The sequence below is a fragment of the Burkholderia sp. FW306-1C-G01B genome, from assembly GCF_058781685.1.
Genome location: NZ_JBYSWZ010000001.1, coordinates 582,186 through 601,652, shown reverse-complemented (window position 1 = coordinate 601,652; position 19,467 = coordinate 582,186). Strand labels below are relative to the sequence as shown.

Genomic DNA, 19,467 nt, shown 5'->3' with positions numbered 1-19,467 from the left:
AATTGGGCAGAATTCGAAAATATCCCTCGGATAAGGCGAACAATGCTGCTCGATAACCTCGCGCTGTTCCTGCGCATCGTGGAAAAGGGCGGGCTGGCTGCGGCGGGCCGGGAGGTCGGTCTGTCGCCGGCCACGGTGTCCGAACGGCTGGCGGCGCTCGAGCGCCACTACGGCGCGGCGCTGCTCACGCGCACGACGCGCGCGATCAGCCTGACCGACGAGGGCCGCACGCTGGTTGCCGGCGCGCGGCGCCTGCTGGCCGAGGCCGACGAACTCGAAAGCCGCGTGCGCGTAGGCGCACAGACGCTGTCGGGGCCCGTGCGCCTGAGCGCACCGGCCGATCTCGGGCGCGAGCGCGTCGTGCCCGTCGTCGACGCGTTCCTGGTCGAGCATCCGGGCGTCACGGTCGACCTGCATCTCGGCGACGGCTACGTCGATCTCGTCGGGCAAGGGCTCGATTTCGCGATCCGCCGCGGCACGCTGGCGGACAGTTCGCTGCGCAGCCGTTCGCTCGGCCGTGCACGGCGCGTGGTGTGCGCGTCGCCCGCGTATCTCGCTGCGCACGGCACGCCACGGCATCCGGACGATCTCGCGGCGCACGACTGCATCGTGATGCGTTTCGGGCCCGACCTGTATGCCGAATGGCCGTTCAGCATCGATGGCGAACTGAAGCGCGTGATGGTGCGCGGCCGGCGCGTCGCCAATGACGGCGCGCTCGTGCGTGCGTGGTGCATCGCGGGGCATGGCGTCGCGCTGAAGTCGCTGGTCGACGTTGAACGGGACCTGGCGTCCGGCGCGCTCGTCGAGGTCCTGCGCGCGTTCTCGCCGGGCGACGTCGATTTGCAGATCGTCTATCCGGGCAGCGCCGTGCAGCCGCGGCGCGTGCGCGCGTTGATCGAGCGGCTGGCGCAGGCACTGGCGGGGGCGTAAAGGCGCGTTGCTCACGCTGCCTGCGGGAGGGTGTGGCAGCCGTTTTGCCGCGATCGCATCGAATGCCGATGTCGTGATCCCGAACGTGACGCGACAGCCTGAAATCGAACCTCGAGCAGATTGCCCACGTTTCGTCATTTAGCTAATATGCGAAACGTTAAACAAAGCCTTCCAACCCCATGGACGACGTCACCCGCATCAGCGCACTGGCCAACGAAAGCCGTCTGGCCGTGATGCGCTGGCTCAAGCAGCCGCGCAAGCATTTCCCGCCGCAGCCGCACGGCGATTTCGACGAACTCGGCGTGTGCTGCACGTACATCACCGAGAAGCTCGGCATCGCGCCGGCCACGACCACGCGCCACATGCGCATCCTCGCGGATGCCGGGCTCGTGCAGGCGACCCGCGTCGGCAAGTTCACGTATTACAAGCGGATCGACGGCGCGCTGCAGCAGCTCGGCCGCGATCTCTCGCAACTCTGATTCGACCGATCCCCACCGAGGCAATCGATATGGACGAACTTGCATTGCTGGCCGACGCCGACCGGCGCGCGCATGCGTATCTCGCGGCGACGAACGAACGGCGGGCGTTTCCCGACGCAGCCGCGCTGGCCGGTCTCGCCGCCTTCGACGAGCCGCTGCCCGATACGGGCCGCCCGGCCGACGACGTGCTGCGCCTGCTCGACGAGCAGGGCTCGCCCGCGACCGTCGCGTCGAACGGCCCGAACTACTTCGGCTTCGTGATCGGCGCCGCGCTGCCGGCCGCGGCGGCGGCCGAGCGGCTGATGCTCGCGTGGGATCAGTGCGCGTCGTCGTACGCGAATTCGCCGGTGGCCGCGACGATCGAGCGTCGGGCCGCGCGCTGGGTCGTCGACGCGCTTGCGTTGCCCGAAGGCAGCGCGGTCGGTTTCGGCACGAGCGCGACGGCGTGCACGCTCGTCGCGCTGGTGGCCGCGCGGCGCGCGCTGCTTGCACGCAAGGGCTGGGACGTCGACGAGGACGGCCTGATCGGCGCGCCCGAGGTGAAGGTCGTGATCTCCGAGCTTGCGCACATCACGGTGAAGAAGGCGCTGCGCGTGCTCGGCTTCGGGCTGAAGCGTCTCGTCGTCGCGCCGGTCGATGCACACGGTCGCATCGACCCGGCGCAGTTGCCGCCGCTCGACGACATGACGATCCTCTGCTTGCAGGCCGGCGAAGTGAACACCGGCGAATTCGATCCGTTCGCGGCGCTGATTCCGCCTGCGAAGGCGGCCGGCGCATGGGTGCATGTGGACGGCGCGTTCGGGCTGTGGGCACGCGCGTCGTCGAAACGCGCGCTGACGGACGGCATCGACGGCGCGGATAGCTGGACGACCGACGGCCACAAGTGGCTCAACACCCCGTACGACGGCGCGATGGTGATCTGCCGCGACGCGGACGCGCTCGCGACCGCGATGAACAGCGATGCCGTCTACCTGAGCGGCGCGCCGGACGCGCAGAAGAACCTGAACCTCGAATTCTCGCGGCGTGCGCGCGGCATTCCCGTGTGGGCCGCGCTGCGCTCGCTCGGCCGTGCCGGGCTGGCCACGATGGTCGAGCGGCATTGCGCGCAGGCATCGCGTGTCGCGGACGGCCTGCGTGCGGCCGGCTACGACGTGCTGAACCGCGTCGTGCTGAACCAGGTGCTGGTGCGCGCCGGCACGGACGAGGAAACTGTCGCGATCCGCGAGGCCGCGCAGGATTCGGGCGACGTGTGGTTCGGCGCGACCGTGTGGCAGGGGCGTCCGGCGTTCCGCATCAGCGTGTCGTCGTGGCGCACGGAAGACGCGCACATCGATCGGCTCGTGGCGCTGCTGACCGAACTGCGCGGCACGCCCGTGCGCTGACGGGTGGCGGGGGCCGGAGCGGCGGCGAACCGGCGTCGCCATGCGATGCCGTGTCTCCACGCGGCCGGAAATGTCGGACAATGCCGGAGCGCGCCCATGCGCCGCATCGCCCGTTCGCCGGCCCCGGGTGGCGCGTCCAACCGATGCAGTCACGCTAACGAGAGTCCCCCATGTCGATCACCCCTCCCCGGGAATTGCTGAAGGCCGCCGATATCGCGAAGATGGAACCGACGCGCGCCGTGCATTCGCTGAATTCCAATGCCGTTCGTTTCAAAAGACCGCTCAGCGACCTGACCGGTATCACGCAGTTCGGCTTCCACCTGCTCACGCTGATGCCTGGCCACGAATCGGCCGAATACCACCGTCACCTGTACGAGGAAGAATGCGTGTACGTGCTGTCCGGCACGGGGACGGTCACGATCGGCGAACGCCCTTACGACGTCGGGCCCGGCGATTTCCTGGGCTTCGCGCGCGGCGGTGAAGCGCACACGCTGCAGAACACGGGTGACGTGCCGCTCGAACTGATCGTCGCCGGGCAGCGCCTCGAACACGACGTGTGCGAATACCCGAGAATCGGCAAGCGGCTGTACGTGGCCGGCGAGCTCGAGGATTTTGTCGACCTGCCGAAGCAGCGCTGAGCCGATCGGCGATGCCCTGATGCAGGCTGCAGGTCACCGCGCCCGGCGATCGCTGGGTTAAGCGGTTGTGACGATCGTCGCTGCCCCCTGTTTTCGCTGGTATCGCGGCTCGTGCGGCTGGCCTGTATCGACGCGAGAGCGATCCTGTCGGACCGCCTTCCCGATTCCCGGCAACGACGATTGCGGCCAGCTTTCCGCGTGGTACGTGCTGCCTGTGCCCGGCATCTGTTCGCTGAACCCGGTCGGTAGCGTGTTTTGCCTCGGTACGCCGCTGTTCGAGGAAGTGACGATGGATATCCCGGTCGCGTCGTCGCGCTTATGATGCGGGAACGCCACCGACAGGGTTCCCCGATATGGACGCGCCGCTCCCGCCGATGCATGCCCCGATTTCCGAAACGGAGCCTGAAACCGAAGCCGCTGCCGAGCCGCGCGCGTCGCGCCTGCATCGGCCCGTCGCACTCGTCACCGGCTCGACGTCGGGGATCGGCGCGGCCATCGCGCGCCGCCTGACGGCGGACGGCTATGCGGTGATCCTGCATTCCCGCAGTTCGGCCGACAGCGGACGCGCGATGGCGCGCGAACTCGGCGCGGCCTACGTGCAGGCCGATCTCGCCGACGATGCCGAGCGCGTGCGGCTGATCCGCGACGCGCTCGCCGTGCACGGGCGGCTCGACGTGCTCGTCAACAATGCGGGGATCAGCCGCGTGATTCCGCACGAGGACCTCGCGGCGGCGACGCCCGACGTGTGGCGCGAGATACACGAGATCAACGTGATCGCGCCGTTCCGGCTCGTCGCCGAAGCACAGCCCGCGCTGCTCGAAGCGGCGTCGCGCGGGCGGGCCGGTTGCGTCGTGAACGTCAGCTCGCATGCGGGCGTGCGGCCGAAAGGCGCGTCGATTCCGTATGCGGCGGCGAAGGCCGCGCTCAATCACACGACGCGGCTGCTGGCGCGCACGCTCGCGCCGGCGATTCGCGTCAATGCGGTCGCGCCGGGGCTGGTCGATACGCCGCTGACCGCCGGCTGGACCGAAGCGCAGCAGCTCTGGCGAGAACGCGCGCCGATGCGTCGCGCGGCGGCGCCGGACGACATCGCGCAGACGGTCGCGATGCTCGTCGCGTCCGATTACGTGACGGGCGAGATCGTGATGCTCGACGGGGGATTGAACCTGACGTGACGCTGTGCGGGCGGCCGCGTACGCGACGTTGTGCGCCGACGCGACCGGGCAATGGGGGCGCCTCGCGCAGGCGTCGTGCGCAAGCGCCGAAGCGGCCGCCCGGCCAAAGCTGCCGAAGCCGCCGAAGCCGCCGAAGCCGCCAACCCGGCCAACCCGATCAGCCGAGATTCGACCGCAGCCGCGCGAGCGCGCCGTCGTGCGTGCGCTCGAACTTCAGAGGCGTGACGGCCACATACCCTTCGCCCAGCGCGACCGTTTCCGAATCCGCGTCGTCGTCGCGCGGCGCGCGCGCGAGCTTCAGCCAGTGATAGTCGATCTCGCGCGGGTCGCGGCCCGACACGATCTCGACGCCCTGCAGCGTGCCGGCGCCCTGGTTCGTCACCTTCAGCCCGCGCACGTCCTGCGCGGGGCGTGCCGGGAAATTCACGTTGAGGCACGCGTCGCTATCCCAGCCGGAGGCGACGAGCCGGCGAATGACGTCCGGCGCATGCGCGAGCGCCGTATTCCACGGCACCGCGTTGCGATCGGTGAACGCCTGGCTCAGCGCGATGGCCGGCACGCCGACCAGCATGCTCGTCATCGCGGCGCCGACCGTGCCGGAAAACACCGTTTCGGTGCCGAGATTCGCACCGCGGTTCACGCCGGACAGCACGACGTCGGGCCGCGCGTCCTTCATCAGGTGGCTGACCGCGATCGCGACGCAATCGCCGGGCGTGCCGCGCACCGCGAAGCGGCGTTCGCCCTTGCGATGCACGCGCAGCGGCTCGTGCAGGCTCAGCGAATGCGACGTGCCGCTCTGGTCTTCGGCCGGCGCGACGATCCACACTTCGCGCGCCAGTTGCGTGGCGACCTGTTCGAGCACGTCAAGGCCGGGGGCGTCGAATCCGTCGTCGTTGGTCAGCAGGACGCGGTCGAAAAGCGGGTGGGTTTCTTGCATCGGAGCGGTCCTCGCGGAGATGGGCGATGAGGGGGAAGTGCAGCGTGGCGCAAGCCACAAGGCTAGCATCCCGGCGTGAGAATCGTCGTGTCGTGTCGCCGGCGCGGACGTGAAAACGGGCGCATCGCGCGCCCGTTCGTCGGTGGAGGTGCCGCGTGCGCGGCGGGTCGGAACGGTTTATCCGAGCAGGTGCCGCAGCAGCCCCGCCGACACGACGCCGACGATGACGGTCGGCAGGATCGACAGCCGCGTCGCCGCGAGCAGCGTGATCGCGAGTGCGAGCAGGTCGGCCGGGCGCGTCGACACGAAGGCCGGCGCGATCACCGAGATCAGCACGCAGCCGGGCACGTTCTCCATTACCGATGCCATCCGCGGGCTGAGCGTGCGGTTGCGCAGCAGCACGTAGCCGAGGATGCGCGACAGGTAGGTCGTCGACGCCATCAGCACGATCGTCGCGACGGTGCTGAAATCCGGAAGCTCAGGCATCGCGCGGCTCCCACCGCAGCGCGGCGATCAGTCCCGCGCACGCGCCGGCCGCGACGTACCACGCGCCGGGCACGGCCAGGTGCGTGGCTGCCGCGACGACGAGGCTCACGAACCACGGGCGGCTCGCGCGCATCCCCTTCCACATCCCGCGCAGCAGCACCAGAAACACGGCCGTGAACGCCATGTCGAAGCCGTACTGCTCGACGTTGCCGATCGTCGGGCCGACCGCCGCGCCGAGCGTGGTCATCGAGATCCACGTGAGGTAGAGCCCCGCGCAGATGCCCGCGTAATAGGGCACGCTGATGTGCGTGGCCGAGCGCGAGCGCGCATCGGCGAGCGACATCGCCCAGCTCTCGTCGCACATGAAGAACAGCGCCGCGAACGCGCGGCGGCGCGGCAGGCGCCGGATGTACGGCGCGAACGCGGCGCCCATCAGGATGTGCCGCGAGTTCACGAGGAACGACATCGCGACGATCAGCGCGATATGCGGCGGCGAGGTCCACAGATGGATCGCCGCGAATTCGGACCCGCCGCCGAAGTTCAGGCCCGTCATCATCGGTACCTCGAACAGGCTCAACCCTTTTTGCGCCGCCTGCGCGCCCAGCACCAGCGCGAACGGCACGAAACCCAGCATGACGGGCAGCGCCGCGCGCAATCCGCGACCCATCTCGGCGACATAGGCGGGCTTGTCGCGAAGCCCGGACGACGTTGAAACGCTACTGCTCATGACTCCTCCTTCGGGGGAGGGATTGTCTGCTTTTTTGACTCGAATCGGGTTGCGTTGTCGCCATGGATTTCGGAGAATTTGGCATTGAACGCGTGATTTGAGAATTTCTTGGAATCGGATGCCAAATGAAACTGGATGCCATCGACCGGCGGATCCTCAGCGCGCTCCAGCGCGACGGCCGCATGCAGAACGTGGAACTCGCGCACGAGGTCGGGCTGTCGCCATCGCCGTGCCTGCGGCGCGTGCGGCTTCTCGAGGAAGCGGGCGTGATCGAGAAATACGTGGCCGTGCTGAATCCCGCGAAGGTCGGCAAGGGGCTGACCATCTTCACGCGCGTATGGCTGAAGGGGCAGGACGCGGAATCCGTGAACCGTTTCGCCGATGCCGTTCAGCAGATGCCGGAAGTCGTCGAGTGCCACCTGATGGCCGGCGACTGCGATTTCCTGCTGCGTGTCGTCGCGGCCGACATCGACGACTACCGGCGCTTCCAGATGGAAACCCTGACGCGCATCCCGGGCGTGCTGAGCGTGAAGACCGATATTCCGATGCAGAAGGTCAAGCTCACGTCGGCGCTTCCGACCTAGCGCGGCGCGTGCGTGCGGCGACGAGTCGACGAACGGTCACGGCTCGGCGACAATCGCCGGATAAACTGGCGTGTCACGCCGCTTCGAATGTATTGTTCGCACCGCGGTGCGACGTTCGATGCACAAGCAACTAACGGTCAATGTCGATGCGATCGGGCAGGCGGCGCTGCGCGCCGGGTCATGCGCCGGTGCGGATGCGTTTCTTCTTGTCGGGTCACCATGCAGCCATTCAACAATCCGTGGAATTCGCTGGAAATCGTCAAGCTCGTGCTCGGCGTGCTGACGCCGCTGTCGGTCGCGTGTCTCGGCTGGCTCGTCGCGCGCCGGCTGAAGCGGCTCGAACTCGTGCAGTGGACCAACCAGCGGCTGATCGAGAAGCGGCTCGCGCTGTACGACGCGGTCGCGCCGCAGCTCAATGCGCTGCTGTGCTTCTACACGTGGATCGGCTACTGGAAGGACATCTCGCCGGACGACGTGATCCGCGCGAAGCGCGAGCTCGACCGCACGTTCCACATCTACCGCTACCTGTTCGACGACGACGTGTACGACGCGTATCACACGTATATCCACGCGCTGTTCGACATGCACACGGGCCCGGGCCGCGACGCGCGGATCCGCTCGCTGATCCAGGCGCCCGACGGCGACCGCAGCGTGCACGGCTCGTATGAATGGAAGCCGGCGTGGTCCGATCGCTTCGCGACCGCGAATGTCGTGCCCAGGGACGACGTGCTGCGGTATTACACGCAACTGATGGAGCGGCTGCGCGTGGCGCTGGGCGCGACGCGCTGACCGCTCGGCATCGCGCGTCACGACGATGTCGCTTGCGACTGGCGGCCCACCTGCTCCGCCTCCCGCCTAGTCTCCGCCCGCGCACCGACGGCCGATTCATGCATGTTCGGGCTCGGGTGCGACTCAGGCGAAAGAGATCACGAGTTTCTTGCCGCACGCGGCGGCATACTTGCGCAGCGTGTCGATCGATGGAGAGTGCTGGCCTGTCGCGAGCGCCCGTTCGAGCCGCGTGACGGCAGGCGCCTTCGTGCCCATGCGCTCTGCCACATCGGCCTGCGAAAGACCGGCGGCTCGCCGGGCGGCCAGCATTGCGTCGAGCAGCGCGAATTCCTCGCGGTTCAGCCGGTCGTATTCGGCGCGTACCTTCGGATCGGACAATGCGCGCTCGCGCAGTGCCTTATAGGTTGCCATATCGAATCCCCTTCAATCGGCGGCGCGCCGAATGCGCGGAAGTGTGCGAGCCAGATTGTTTGCCGGTGGCCTGAATTCGACTAGTGATCCGAATGGATATCAGGCTTTCCCGCATGCTTCGGGAGGGTGCGAACTCAGTTCCGTCCCGCCACCGCGAGTCGCGCCGCGAGCCCCACGAACACCGTGCCGAGCAGATATTGCGGCAGCTTCGACGGACGGCGGCGCGCGCCGATCCGCTGGCTCAGCCGGCTCGCGGAGAGAATCACCGCGCCGTTCACGACGAGCCCGATCAGGTTGAGCACCGTCGCGAGCACGAGAATCTGCACGGCGATCGAGCCGTGCCCGGGTCGCACGAACTGCGGGAACAGCGCGAGCACGAACAGCGCCATCTTCGGATTCAGCAGGTTCGTCGTCAGGCCCTGACGGAAGATCGCGGCGGTCGAGTGCCGGCGCTGCGACGCGACGGGCGATAGCGCGGTCGCGTCCGAACGAAACGTCTTCCACGCTAGATAGAGCAGATAGGCCGCGCCGGCGAAACGCACGATGTCGTACGCGATCGGTACCGCGAGAAAGAGCTGCGACAGCCCGAGCGCGGCGGCGAGCGCATGACAGTAGGTGCCCGCCTGAATGCCGGCGAGCGTCGCGAAGCCCGCGCGCCGGCCCTGGCTCACGCTGCGCGATGCGATCAGCAGCATGTCGGGGCCCGGCGTGGCCGTCAGCGCCAGACACGCGCCGGAGAACAACGCGAGCGTGGAGAAGTCGATCATGGGAATCCTTTTCGCGTGAGCGGCGTAAAAAGAAATGCCACTTTAGGCGTGCCGCTGCAGGTGGTCAACCGTGCTCGCGCCGGGATCCGGCCGACGGCCGACTTGCTTCCATCCTTCCGATAAAGCGGAAGCCGTTTTTACTATCGGGGCATGCCGCTCGGTTGCGTCAGCAACTAACAATTCTGTCGCGAATTTTCGTACGTGATCTAAATACATGCGGAATGTCTGTCTGTAGCATTCGGCGATTGAGTCACAGCCGGCAAGTGCCTCGCCGGCCAGGTCTGAATGAATTCCATGTGGGTAGATCATATGCAAATCGTCGACCGCCGTTCGGCCGACATCGATCGCGTCGAAGCGACGCGGTCGCGCGGGGTCGGTTCGCGGTCGGTGTCGCGCGACGTCGGTGTGGTCCCGCGGGTTCGCCACGCATTGTGCGTGGCGCTGATCTGCGGCGGCGCCGCAAGCCTGTTCGAGCCGGTCCATGCGCAAGTGCCGGATGCGGGGCGAGCGATGCGCGATATCGAGGCACCACGGCCGGATCTGCCGCCGGAAGCTGTGCCCGAGCTGACGGTGGCGCCGTCGGAAGAGGCTGCCGAGAGCGCGCCCGAGTCGGGGCCTCGCGTGCTCGTTCGCGCATTCGCGCTCGACGGCAATACCGTGTTCGGCAACGACGAGTTGCAGCCGCTCGTCGCCGATCTTGCCGGCAGCACGCTGGGTTTCGCCGACCTGCAACGCGCCGCTGCGCGCATCACTGCCTACTATCGCCGCCATGGCTACGTGCTTGCGCGTGCCTATCTGCCTCGCCAGGACATCGACGACGGCGTCGTGCGTATCGAAATCGCCGAAGGACGCTACGGCGCAATCACGATCCAGAATCATTCGCGCGTGCTCGGCGCCGCGCTGCGCCAGCCGCTCTCGGCGCTGCATCCGGGCGATGTCGTGCGCGGGTCCGGTCTCGAGCGCAGCCTGTTGCTGCTCGACGACCTGGCCGGCGTCGCCGCGCGCGGCACATTGCGTCCGGGCGATATGCCAGGCACCACCGATCTCGTCGTCGACGCCGACCAAGGGCCGCTCGCGTCCGGATCGCTCGAATTCGACAACTTCGGCGACGCAGCGCTCGGGCGCTACCGTGTCGGCGGCAGCGTCGACGTCAATTCTCCGCTGCGGCTCGGCGATCGCCTGAGCCTGCGCGGGCTCGTCAGCAACGAGCTGCAGCGCTACTACCGCGCCGGCTACCAGCTACCGGTCGGGCCCGCGTCGACACGGGTCGGCGTTGCGTATTCGTCGCTGCGCTACCGGCTCGGCGGAGCATTCTCGGATCTCGATTCCAGCGGGCGTGCGAGCGTGCAGACCGCGTACGTGACGCAGCCGCTCGTGCGCGCGCGAAACCTGAGCGTCACTGCGCAGATCCAGTACGAAAACAAGAACCTGCGCGACGACTATGGCGTATTCGACATCCGGCGCGACAAGAACATCGGCCTGTGGACCTTCGGCGTCAGCGGCAACAGTCAGGACGGCTGGCTGGGCGGCGGCCGCAACGGGTTCTCGGTGATGTTCGGCGTCGGGCGGCTGCGCAGCAACGATCCGTTCGAAGCGGATGCGCTGAAAAAATCGATCGGCAGCTTTACGAAGCTGAATGTGAGCGCGCTGCGAGTGCAGGCGCTGGGGCGCCGGTTCGAGTTGTACACGCAATTCAGTGCGCAGCTCGCGTCGCGCAATCTCGACGAATCGGAGAAATTCAGTCTCGGCGGCCCGTACGGCGTCCGCGCGTACGCGCTCGGCGCCGGCAGCGGCGACCAGGGCTGGCAGGCCAGCGCGGAGTTGCGTTATCTGGTCGCGCCGGGATGGCAGGTCAGCACGTTCGTCGACGCCGGGCGCGTGCAGGCCGACAAGTACCCGTGGACGCAAGGGCGAAACATACAGCACATGCAGGCCGGCGGTGTCGGCGCGAGCTGGTTCGGCGCGAAGCGCCAGGTGACGCTGACGGCCGCGTGGCCGCTCGGCGCGGCGTTCGGCTCGCCGACCCGCGCGCCGAGCGTATGGGTTCAGGCCGCTCAGTATTTCTGAGTGCGCGTGATCGGTCCGTCCGGCAGGGCGGGTTTTATAGGGTAATTAAAGAGGATACCAAAATGAATAAGGCCTATTCACTGGTGTGGAATGAAGCACAGGGTGGCTGGTGCGCGGTCGGGGAAACGGCGCGCCGTCGCGGCAAGTCGGGCGGCGGCAAGCGCCTGCTCGCGGCGGGCGTGTCGCTGCTGGGGCTGGCGGCTGCGTCGGGCGCGTACGCGCTGCCGACGGGCGGCGAGATCATGTCGGGGCAGGCGGACATCGCGAAGTCGGCGGACAACAAGACGATGTCGGTCAACCAGCACACGGACAAGCTGATCACGAACTGGCAGGACTTCAGCATCGGCAGCGGCGAGCGGGTGTCGTTCCGGCAGCCGACGAGCCAGTCGATCGCACTGAACCGGGTGGTCGGCGCGAACGGCAGCCAGATTCACGGCCAGCTGGACGCGAACGGGCGCGTGTTCCTGGTGAACCCGAACGGCGTGATGTTCGGCGCGGGCGCGCAGGTGAACGTGGGCGGCCTGGTGGCGTCGACGCAAAACCTGTCGGACGCGGATTTCCTGGCCGGTCGCTACCGGTTCGCGGGGACGTCGGGCCAGTCGGTGGAGAACGCCGGGACGATCACGGCGGCGGACGGCGGCAGCGTGGCGCTGCTGGGCGCGCGGGTGTCGAACACGGGTGTGATCCGCGCGCAGATGGGCCGCGTGGCGTTGGGTGCGGGCAATGCGTTCAACGTGAACTTCGACGGCAACGGGCTGCTGAACCTGCAGGTTGAAGGCGGCGCGGTGGACGCGCAGGCGCACAACGGCGGGTTGCTGAAGGCGGACGGCGGGGAAGTGCTGATGACGGCGCGCGCGGCAGGCGATCTGCTGGGTTCGGTGGTCAGGAACAGCGGCACGATCGAGGCGAAGGGCCTGAGCAGCCGCGCCGGGAAGATCACGCTGGACGGCGGCGACGTTCAAGTCGGCGGGAAGCTGGACGCGAGCGCGCAGGACGCATCGACGGCGGGCGGCACGGTGACGACGCGCGGCGAGCGGGTGGCGGTGTCGCGCGACGTGCAGGTGGATACGCGCGCGGCGTCGGGCCGCACGGGCCAGTGGACGATCGAGGCGGCCAACGCCGGGGTTGGCGGTAACGCTGGCGTCGCGATCGACGGCGAGACGCTGTCGCGCAACCTGGGCACGACGAACGTGGCGCTGACCAATACGTCGGGCGACCTGACGGTGGGCGACGCGGTGAACTGGGCGAGCGACAACGCGCTGACGCTGACGTCGAAAAAGGGCAGCGTGAACCTGAATCGGTCGCTGACGGCGAGCGGCGCGAAAGCGGGCGTGACGGTGAACGCGGCGCAACGCATTCGCATCGGCAACAAGGTGACGCTGACGGGCGAAAACGCGAGCCTGGCGCTGAACTCGGGCAGCGGCCATACGCTGACGGACGACGCTGTGGTCACGCTGTCGGGTCGCAATGCATCGTTCTCGGCGAACGGCGAAGCGTATCGCGTGATTCACGATCTCGCGGGGCTGCGCGCTGTCGACGGCAACATGAACGGCCGTTACGTGCTGGGTAACGCGATCGACGGCGGCGGTGCGCAATTCCGCAGCCTCGGCGGCGACCGTGCGGCGTTCGGTGGCGTGTTCGACGGTCTGGGCAATACTATCCACAATCTGTCGGTCTCGAATCCCGACAGTGCGGTCGTCGGGTTGTTTGCGGTCAACATCGGCCGCATCGCCAACCTCGGGCTGGAGAAAATCACGGCGCGCGGGTCGGCCGGGTACACGAGGTCGCCGGTCAGCGTCGGCGCATTGGCCGGCTACAACACGGGTGACATCACCAACGTAAAGGCGAAAGACGTCGTGGTGACTGGCTACGGCCGCGCGATCCTCGGTGGTCTGGTCGGCAGCAATCTCAGCGGACGCATCGATCGCGCTTCCGTTTCGGGCCGTGTCGAAGGCGGCAGGGATGCGTTGTACGTCGGTGGTCTGGCTGGCGAAAACCGCACGTTCCTCGGGCCGAATGAGCGCGACGCTACCATCAGTAACAGCCACGCCGACGTAACGGTCATCAGCGGGGCGAGCGGCGTCATCGGGTCGGGCGGCGATACGGGCGGTCTGGTCGGGATCAACCGGGGCGTCATCACGGCGTCGACGGCAGCGGGCAGCGTCAGCGCCCTGGCCCGCGGCGCGCGCGTCGGTGGCCTCGTCGGCTTCAACGAAGGCGGGGACAAGGCGGGGCGCATCGAGGCCTCTTCGTCGACCGCGAGCGTGCGAGGCGGTCATGACGCGACGGCGGGCGGCCTCGTCGGCTACAACGCCGCGTTGATCGAGGCGTCCGACGCGACAGGTGACGTGATCGTGGGCGACAACAGCACGGCGGGCGGCCTGGTCGGGGAAAATCTCGCCAAGATCGCCGCGTCGACGGCGGGCGGCAAGGTCATCGCCGGTGCGTCGGGCGTGGTCGGCGGGCTCGTCGGCACGAATGCCGGCAAGGTGGAGCGCGCCCGGGCAAGCGGGGGCGTGAACGCCGCCGGTATGGGCAGGGCAGGCGGCCTGGTCGGACTCAACCGGGGCAGCGTGTCGTCGTCGAGCGCGTCGGGTGACGTCGTTGCGGGCGCCGGTAGCTACGTCGGCGGTCTGGTCGGCCATAACTTCATGGGCGCATCGATCGATGGATCCGAGGCCTCAGGTTCGGCGAAGGGCGGCGATGGCAGTTCGGTCGGCGGTCTCGTCGGCAAGAACGACAGCAAGATCGCGTCGTCGTCGTCGTCGGGTGCGGTGTCCGGCGGGCGCAGCGCACGGCTGGGCGGCATAGCCGGCGAAAGCTTCGGCAACGTCGATTATTCGAGCTCGAGCAGCCTTATTGCGTATAGGGCCGGCTACGATCAGCTCTACGGTGGGCTGGCCGGCTTTAACTTCGGCCGGATGCGCGGCAATGACGTGAGCGGAAACGCGGCGGCGGTGCCGCTTGCGGGCCGCAATTTCGGCGCAATCCAGAACTGATCGGTCCCGTTCCGGGAGGCGGGGTTGGTTGCAGTGACGCCCGCCTCCCGGGCACGTCGCGCTGTCGCGACTTCGATCCGACGCCCGTTCGATATAGGTGCCGTGCGGGTCGGCCGGCCGGCGATAGCGGCACGCGAGCCGTCGTCCGGTCGGTCTTCGCCGCAACGATGTTTTTCAAGGGTTCTTCACGTCGATCCGCGAAGAACCCTTTCTTTTGGCGGCGAGCCGGGCACGGCCGGAAAATCGTGGGACAGTCGGTATTCGGCGCCGTCGTTACGTATCAAGGTAGCCGTGCGACCGGGCTATCCCAAAAAAATTCCAACCGATTGTGTTGCCTGAGCGGCTAACCCGCCGAACGCTCTGTCAACGCAATGCGAAACAAACGACTCGTATTTACCGCGTCAAAGTTCGTTCAAGTCCGAAAGTGTGATGCCATTCGATTTGACGTGTACGAAATGGTTCGTACGATGCGGACACCCCCGCAGGCCTTTGGCATGATCGGAACTCCCCTTCTTTCCAGGTGTTTTCCGAGACGATCACGGATGTCGGAACAGCGTTGCTCCGGCTGCGTTCGCGATCGCCGCCGCGCGCCATGTCGCAGAGCCCGCTTCAGTCCATTCGTCGTTACCAGAGCATTTCGGTGTTCGGTGGCGGCATCGTCGTCACCGTCCTTGTCCTGATCGCTTGCGGTCTCGGGATGGCGTCGATCGTCTCGGGCTATGTCGAGGGCGCGCGGCGCAGCTACTTGAACGGCCTGGAGCAGACGCTGAACGAAATCCAGGTGAGCGAAACCTCGTTCCGAAACGGCGTCGCGAACGCGCAGTTGATCTGGCAGGAGGCCAGCGCCGCGCCGGCGGCGGTCGTCGACGAATTCCTCCTCAACGACCAGCGCGTCGCGACCCGCCCGCATCCGTCGCTCGTCATCGGTGTGCCAGCGCAAACCGGCAATCGGGCCGAAGTCGCGCGCTATCTGTCGCTGTCGGTCCTGCTGGCACGCATCTGCGCGGCCAGTTCGATCAATCGCGGGCGCACGCTGGAGGGCTACCACTACAGCACGCGCACCGGTTTGTTCGCGCTGATACCCCATCGGAACCGCGACGATCCGGCGCTGGTTTCGCCGGAAAGCCGTGCACGCGTGCTGGACGCGTTGCGCGTCGATTTCGAGCGCCCGTATCCGGGCATCGTCGATGCGCGCCCGCACGTGCGCTGGCTGGCGCCGTTCACCGATCCCGTGTCGGGGCAGCCGCGCATCCGGCTCGCGGCCGAGGCGCGCGACAACGGCAAGCCGTTCGCGGTGCTCGTCACCGAATATCCGACCGATTACCTGCTGTCCTGGCTCGCCGACTATCGCCCCGAAGGCATGTTCTACATCACGACGGCCGATGGCCAGCTCGTCACGATGGATCCCACGGCGGGCGAAACCGGCCGCGTGGAAAGCCTGCTGAAGCTGAGCCCGTGGCGTGGCGGCGCGTCGTCGTCGAGCGCGCCCGTGTTCCGGGACGGCTTCCTGCTGTTTCACGGCAAGCTCGAATCGACGGGCTGGACGCTTGCCTATGCGCTGTCGTGGACCGACATCGCGGCCGGCGTCGCGCGCTCGGCCGGTACGCTCGGCGCCGCGACGCTACTTGCGCTCATGGTCATGTGGGGGTTGCTGCTGCGCTTTCATCGGCGAGAGTTCGTGCCGCTCTACGCGCACTCGCAACGCGTGTTCGACAGCGAAGCGCTGTGCCGCAGTGTGATCGAGATGGCGCCGATCGGCCTCGGGCTGATCGCGCGCGACGACGGGCGTTTCATGCTCGCGAGCCCCGCGCTGACGGACATGGTCGAGCGGACCGGCGGCGACTATCACGCGCTGTCGAACCACGTGGTCGACGCGTGGCAGGCGCGCGGCGATGCCGGCGGCGTGCAGCACGACGGCCTGCTGCTGGGCGATGTGCAGGCCACGTGTCAGCACCTCGAATTCGCCGCATGCGGCGCACGCTATCAGGGCACGGACGTACTGATCGTCGCGGTTGCCGACGTGACTGCCAAGCAGCAGCTCGTTCAGAAGCTGGAGGAGGCCGTGCGTGCGGCCGATTCGGCGAATGCTGCGAAATCGTCGTTCCTCGCGGCGATGAGCCACGAGATCCGCACGCCGCTGAACGTGATTCTCGGCAACCTGGAACTGCTCGAGCGCTCGGCGCTCGACGCGGTCCAGCATGATCGCGTGCACACGCTGCGGGCATCGGCGACGAGCCTGCTCGCGCTCGTCGGCGACATTCTCGATTTCTCGAAGATCGAGGCCGGCGCGATGTCGGTCGAATCGATCGAGTTCGACGTGATCGAGACGATCGAGCGCGAGCTGAACGCGTTCGCGACGATCGCGAAGGCAAAGGGACTGCAGCTGTTCTGCGAGATCCATGCGTGCAGCACGCAGAAAATGCGAGGCGATCCGACGCGGCTCGCGCAGGTGCTCCGCAATCTGGTGAACAACGCGCTCAAGTTTACCGATGCGGGCTGCGTGACCGTGCGCGTTGCCGTCGTCGCCGGGGGGCACGACGCGCCCGAACTGTCGATCGAGGTCGAGGATACCGGCATCGGCATCGCTTCCGAACATCGGCACAAGTTGTTCAAGGCATTTTCGCAGGTCGACACGTCGATCACGCGGCGTTACGGCGGCACCGGCCTCGGGCTTGCGCTATGCAGCCGGCTCGTCGCGGCGATGGGCGGCCGCATCGCGGTGGAGAGCGAGACGGGCGTCGGCAGCCGTTTCAAGGTGCTTCTGCCGCTCGGCATGGACCTCGTCGCGCTCGACCGGCCGCGCGCGGCTCGCGCACATGCGCTGGCGCTGATCGCCGCGCATCCCGAGTGGCGCGATTTTGCGTTGCCGCATCTAAGTGCATGGGGATTCGACGTCAGCGTGTACGACAGTCCGTCGACTCTGCCGGCCGGCATGGCACGACGCGGCGCGGTCGTGCTGTTCGGCGATTCCGACACGTGGTCGCGAGCGGATCTGAACAGCCTGAGCGATTGCGCACTGCTGATTCTCGCGATACCCGACGGCCCGCTCGAACCGTATCGCGCGGGCGACACGGTACGCGTGTCGAGTTACTCGCTCCGCGGTTTGCGCGCCGCGTTGGCGCTCGGCGGCCCGATGGGCGGTGAACGCAGGATCGATGCCGTATCGGGCGACGCGCTGCGGCGTGACGATTCGCATGCTCGCGATTCGGCGATGGCCGCAACGTCGCGCGACGCGGCCGCGCACGGCAGTCGCGCATTGCGTGTGCTCGTCGCACACGACGAAACCATCAACGGCTCGATTTTCAGCGAGCAACTGTACGCGCTCGGCTGCGTCGCAGCCGAGGTCGGAACGGGGCGCGCGGCGCTCGAATCGCTAGCCGGCGACGCGTGGGACGTGCTGCTGATCGGCGACGATCTGCCCGACATGCGCGCGCATCAACTGGCCGAGGCGGCACGGGGCGTCGATGCCGCGTGCGACGTACTGGTCGTGACGTCGCATTTGACGCCCGAAGGCATGCGTCGCTGCACGGCAGCCGGTGTCCGGCGCGTATTGACCAAACCCGTGACGCTCCGGCACCTGCGCGGCGCGCTTGCGCACGCATGGCAGCGACGTGCGGCGACGCCGGCGCAGGACGGATGCGTGGCCGCTTGCCCAGTGGGCTCAACTCATCATGAAACGGAATTGCATGACAAGTAACCAACGGCATCGAACGTATCAACAAGCATTCGAGATAACAACAACGGCAGGGTGCCGACGCACATTGCGCGGCAGATTTCAAATCAACACCGGAGGGGAACATCGTGCGTCATGTAGGGAAGATATTCGCACTGTTGCTCGATTTCGCCGCACTTTCTGAGAAGTCTCGTCGGGAGTTCCTGACGATGATGAACGAGTTCTTGCTCATGTCGCCAATTCAGAGGCGACGTACGCTTGTCGAGTGGAAAAACAGGGTGGATGGCAACCAGCGTGACGTGCCCGGCGATTCGAGCCGCCAATAGCGCGCCGGGTCGCGGCACGGCCGCGCTGCGCGAGAGCGTGGCCGGCATCCTGTAACGGCGCCGAGCCGCCGTGAGCCTCGGCAAATCTGCACGGTGCGGTCGTGCGGATACGTCGTGCGCACCGCTGGCATAGGCACCGGCGTACACCGTTCGCTGCGTGGCCCGCGCCGATTGCAGGGCAAACCGGGATTTATCTTAAAATTGAGGCACTATTTGTCCGGTGTGCCGAATACGGCCAGCCATCGACACGATGGCGCGAGCATGCTCCCCGTCGCAGCGGGGACCGGATGCGTGACTGAAAGCCTCGGGGAAACAGGAACATGGACGAATTCTTTGTGCGCGTGATGGTAGCCGACGATCATCCGGCGTCCGCGCTCGGCATGTCGCAGGCGCTGCAAGGCAACAGCACGATCAAGCTCGTGGGCACCGTTTCGAACTCGACGGACCTGGTCGCGGCGCTCGACGCGCAGCAGAGCGACGTGCTCGTGCTCGACTATGTGATGCCGGGCGGCAAGTACGGCGACGGGCTCGTGCTGCTGTCGTTCCTGCAGCGCCGCTATCCGGCGCTGCATATCGTGACGATCACGATGATCGACAATCCGAGCGTGCTGCGCGCGATCCACAAGCAGGGCGTGAGTTGCATCCTCAGCAAGTCGGACGCGATCTCGCACCTGATCGGCGCCGTGCATGCCGCGTACGTTGGTGCGAACTACATGTCGCCATTCATCAAGCAGGTGCTGCACGATGTCGAATCCGAGCCCGCTACTCGCGCGCTGACAACGCGCGAGATCGAGGTTGTCCGGTTATTCGGCGCGGGCTACACGGTGGGCGAGATCGCCGCGCAGCTCCATCGCAGCAAGCAGACCATCAGTTCGCAGAAGTCGAGTGCGATGAAGAAACTCGGGATCGTTCGCGACGCGGATCTGATCCGCTATAACGACGAGCAAAAGCTTGCGGGCGCATCCGACGACGATGCGTCGCCGGCGTGACGATCGCGAGGGCCGGCTGCCGCTCCGGATCGGCTTCGGGGCAGACGCCGCCGAAGTGATGCATTGCGTGTGGGCAGACGCACGCCACGCCACGCGACTACCCTGTTT

17 protein-coding genes are annotated in these 19,467 nt (G+C 67.2%); 12 read left to right on the top strand and 5 right to left on the bottom strand.

The genetic code is table 11. From position 1 onward, the window contains the following. Nucleotides 1–42: 42 nt before the first annotated feature. The 6 genes from AC3WLY_RS02710 to AC3WLY_RS02685 all read left to right on the top strand — a co-directional run bounded on the left by AC3WLY_RS02710 (nucleotide 43) and on the right by AC3WLY_RS02685 (nucleotide 4,604). Nucleotides 43–930 carry a LysR family transcriptional regulator gene (locus AC3WLY_RS02710; RefSeq protein ID WP_492310428.1) on the top strand — a complete coding sequence of 296 codons (888 nt, stop codon included), beginning with the start codon at nucleotides 43–45 and terminating at the stop codon, nucleotides 928–930. A 179-nt stretch (nucleotides 931–1,109) separates the two neighbouring features. Then, nucleotides 1,110–1,409 (top strand): ArsR/SmtB family transcription factor, encoded by a 300-nt coding sequence (locus AC3WLY_RS02705; protein WP_034181860.1) that lies wholly within the window; start codon nucleotides 1,110–1,112, stop codon nucleotides 1,407–1,409. A gap of 29 nt (nucleotides 1,410–1,438) precedes the next feature. Continuing rightward, a complete protein-coding gene (locus AC3WLY_RS02700) occupies nucleotides 1,439–2,791 on the top strand; it encodes a pyridoxal-dependent decarboxylase (RefSeq protein WP_310130499.1) in 1,353 nt (450 codons plus the stop codon). 170 nt (nucleotides 2,792–2,961) lie between these two features. Continuing rightward, entirely contained in the window at nucleotides 2,962–3,429 is a 468-nt protein-coding gene (locus AC3WLY_RS02695) for a cupin domain-containing protein (RefSeq protein ID WP_175960263.1), read from the top strand. Between the two features lie 67 nt (nucleotides 3,430–3,496). Continuing rightward, complete coding sequence (locus AC3WLY_RS02690) at nucleotides 3,497–3,751, top strand: glycoside hydrolase domain-containing protein (protein ID WP_279610696.1); 255 nt, start codon at nucleotides 3,497–3,499, stop codon at nucleotides 3,749–3,751. A 31-nt stretch (nucleotides 3,752–3,782) separates the two neighbouring features. Continuing rightward, nucleotides 3,783–4,604 carry an SDR family oxidoreductase gene (locus tag AC3WLY_RS02685; protein WP_310130502.1) on the top strand — a complete coding sequence of 274 codons (822 nt, stop codon included), beginning with the start codon at nucleotides 3,783–3,785 and terminating at the stop codon, nucleotides 4,602–4,604. A gap of 157 nt (nucleotides 4,605–4,761) precedes the next feature. Here the strand turns inward: AC3WLY_RS02685 and surE are convergent, their stop codons facing one another. The 3 genes from surE to AC3WLY_RS02670 all read right to left on the bottom strand — a co-directional run bounded on the left by surE (nucleotide 4,762) and on the right by AC3WLY_RS02670 (nucleotide 6,754). Continuing rightward, nucleotides 4,762–5,541, bottom strand: coding sequence for a 5'/3'-nucleotidase SurE (surE, locus tag AC3WLY_RS02680; RefSeq protein ID WP_492310427.1), 780 nt, complete (start codon nucleotides 5,539–5,541; stop codon nucleotides 4,762–4,764). Between the two features lie 177 nt (nucleotides 5,542–5,718). Continuing rightward, nucleotides 5,719–6,027 carry an AzlD family protein gene (locus AC3WLY_RS02675; protein WP_175002410.1) on the bottom strand — a complete coding sequence of 103 codons (309 nt, stop codon included), beginning with the start codon at nucleotides 6,025–6,027 and terminating at the stop codon, nucleotides 5,719–5,721. Further along, nucleotides 6,020–6,754, bottom strand: coding sequence for an AzlC family ABC transporter permease (locus AC3WLY_RS02670; RefSeq protein WP_072438172.1), 735 nt, complete (start codon nucleotides 6,752–6,754; stop codon nucleotides 6,020–6,022). The genes AC3WLY_RS02675 and AC3WLY_RS02670 overlap by 8 nt, the downstream gene beginning before the upstream one ends. Before the next feature lie 125 nt (nucleotides 6,755–6,879). On the opposite strand from AC3WLY_RS02670, the gene AC3WLY_RS02665 reads away from it, so the two are divergent. Both AC3WLY_RS02665 and AC3WLY_RS02660 read left to right on the top strand, forming a co-directional pair. Next, on the top strand, nucleotides 6,880–7,338 hold the full coding sequence (locus tag AC3WLY_RS02665; protein WP_006749370.1) for an Lrp/AsnC family transcriptional regulator: 459 nt from the start codon (nucleotides 6,880–6,882) through the stop codon (nucleotides 7,336–7,338). A gap of 219 nt (nucleotides 7,339–7,557) precedes the next feature. Beyond that, complete coding sequence (locus AC3WLY_RS02660; protein ID WP_175960271.1) at nucleotides 7,558–8,127, top strand: hypothetical protein; 570 nt, start codon at nucleotides 7,558–7,560, stop codon at nucleotides 8,125–8,127. Nucleotides 8,128–8,250: 123 nt separating this feature from the next. Here AC3WLY_RS02660 and AC3WLY_RS02655 read toward each other — a convergent pair whose 3' ends face one another. Together AC3WLY_RS02655 and AC3WLY_RS02650 are read right to left on the bottom strand one after the other, a co-directional pair. Then, on the bottom strand, nucleotides 8,251–8,538 hold the full coding sequence (locus AC3WLY_RS02655) for a helix-turn-helix domain-containing protein (RefSeq protein WP_138849857.1): 288 nt from the start codon (nucleotides 8,536–8,538) through the stop codon (nucleotides 8,251–8,253). A gap of 134 nt (nucleotides 8,539–8,672) precedes the next feature. Continuing rightward, nucleotides 8,673–9,305, bottom strand: a complete 633-nt coding sequence (locus AC3WLY_RS02650; RefSeq protein ID WP_012365191.1) for a LysE family translocator — start codon at nucleotides 9,303–9,305, stop codon at nucleotides 8,673–8,675. 429 nt (nucleotides 9,306–9,734) lie between these two features. Between AC3WLY_RS02650 and AC3WLY_RS02645 the strand changes: the two genes are divergently transcribed. The 4 genes from AC3WLY_RS02645 (at nucleotide 9,735) to AC3WLY_RS02630 (ending at nucleotide 19,359) form a co-directional block, all read left to right on the top strand. Next, nucleotides 9,735–11,372 (top strand): ShlB/FhaC/HecB family hemolysin secretion/activation protein, encoded by a 1,638-nt coding sequence (locus AC3WLY_RS02645; protein WP_492332642.1) that lies wholly within the window; start codon nucleotides 9,735–9,737, stop codon nucleotides 11,370–11,372. 62 nt (nucleotides 11,373–11,434) lie between these two features. Continuing rightward, nucleotides 11,435–14,371, top strand: coding sequence for a two-partner secretion domain-containing protein (locus tag AC3WLY_RS02640; RefSeq protein ID WP_492310449.1), 2,937 nt, complete (start codon nucleotides 11,435–11,437; stop codon nucleotides 14,369–14,371). Nucleotides 14,372–14,963: 592 nt separating this feature from the next. Beyond that, nucleotides 14,964–18,068: an ATP-binding response regulator gene (locus AC3WLY_RS02635; protein ID WP_492310425.1), complete on the top strand. Its 3,105-nt coding sequence runs from the start codon at nucleotides 14,964–14,966 to the stop codon at nucleotides 18,066–18,068. Between the two features lie 622 nt (nucleotides 18,069–18,690). Beyond that, nucleotides 18,691–19,359 carry a response regulator gene (locus tag AC3WLY_RS02630; protein WP_175960277.1) on the top strand — a complete coding sequence of 223 codons (669 nt, stop codon included), beginning with the start codon at nucleotides 18,691–18,693 and terminating at the stop codon, nucleotides 19,357–19,359. Nucleotides 19,360–19,467: the final 108 nt, after the last annotated feature.